This window comes from Alcanivorax sp. HI0044, from assembly GCF_001634945.1.
The window spans coordinates 1-1296 of sequence record NZ_LWEZ01001619.1 but is presented as its reverse complement, the minus strand read 5'-3'; the positions used below and the strand labels follow the sequence as shown (position 1 = coordinate 1296).

Below are 1296 nucleotides of genomic sequence, written 5' to 3'. Positions count from 1 at the left end.
CAGCGCCACCACCGGCGAGCAGAGAGTCAGAGAAAAGGCAAGAGCTCGAAGCATCATCCGTTAGCGGGCCCCGTGACGGGCGTCCATGCTGACCAGCCGGGCAAAGGGCATCATCCCCTGGCCGCTATGGCGCGCAGCGAAATCGCTATGACGCAGCAGCATGTTATTCACACGGGGCTGGGAGACCGGCACCGCAGTAGCAGGGGTCGCCGTCACATTGCTGGTTTTGAACGCCTGGGACACCAGGGACGTTTCAGCGAATGGACGGTTGATGCGGTTATCCGGCGCCGCAGCGGCCAGAGCCGGTGCTGCTGACCCATTCGCCGCCTGGCTGCCTTCCCAGGTCTGCCAGCCAACCACCGTAGCCGCAGCCACAGACGCGGCTACCGCCAGGCGCGCCATGCCGCCCAGCCATGCAGGGCGGCGAGCAGGCAAGGTTTCTTCTGCCAGCGCAGCAGACAGGCTGGCATTAAAGCCCGCCGGCACCGCCATGGAGGCCTGGCTATGCATAACGTCACTGGCCAACTGCCAGCGAGCCAGCGTTTCCAGCTCGCTATCGTCGATATCACGCATTACCCGACGGGTTTCCAACTCGCTGGTTTCACCGTCAAGGAACGCGGACAGCGTTTCCAAATCCCTGTTCATACTCTCACCCTTTATCGCCGCGCTGTGAGCCCAATAGCGGGCGAACAGCTGTGTCAATTGCTTCCCTGGCCCGGAAAATCCGGGACCGAACTGTGCCCACCGGGCATTCCATGACGACCGCAATGTCCTCGTAGCTGAGGCCCTCGAATTCACGCAGGGTCACGGCCGTCTTCAACTCCTGAGGCAGCTCATTAATCGCTGCATGAATGACCGCCTCCAGTTCCTCTGACAACACGAGGGACTCCGGGGTTCCAATCTCGTGCAGCATTTCTGCACCGGCGTACTGTTCGGCTTCTGCAGCGTCCAGGTCAGAGCCCGGCGGCCGGCGGCCGGCCGACACCAGGTGGTTCTTGGCGGTATTGACCGCGATACGGTAAAGCCAGGTATAAAAGGCGCTGTCTCCACGGAATCGGGGCAGCGCGCGCCAGGCCTTGATAAAGGCTTCCTGAGCAACATCCTGGACCTCGTCCTGGTCACGCACATAACGACTAATCAACGCGAAAAGGCGCTGCTGATACTTTCGCACCAACACCTCAAAGGCACGCTGATCGCCGGTTTTGGCTTTCTTGACCAACTCTTCGTCTGACACCGATCCCCCGGATCTATCGCGAAACGCGTGAAGTAACCATGGCCGCATGACGGCCCACTAAA

General features: G+C 61.0%; 2 protein-coding genes. Both read right to left on the bottom strand.

All coding sequences use genetic code 11. The features are described from left to right. Nucleotides 1-60: 60 nt before the first annotated feature. Nucleotides 61-645, bottom strand: coding sequence for a sigma-E factor negative regulatory protein (locus A3730_RS24395; RefSeq protein ID WP_063520458.1), 585 nt, complete (start codon nucleotides 643-645; stop codon nucleotides 61-63). Nucleotides 646-649: 4 nt separating this feature from the next. Continuing rightward, nucleotides 650-1234, bottom strand: coding sequence for an RNA polymerase sigma factor RpoE (rpoE, locus tag A3730_RS24390; RefSeq protein WP_063520457.1), 585 nt, complete (start codon nucleotides 1232-1234; stop codon nucleotides 650-652). Nucleotides 1235-1296: the final 62 nt, after the last annotated feature.

Coding starts and splice junctions, on each gene's coding strand:
- A3730_RS24395 (WP_063520458.1), bottom strand. CDS start 645: ATGAACAGGGATTTGGAAACGCTGTCCGCGTTCCTTGACGGTGAAACC.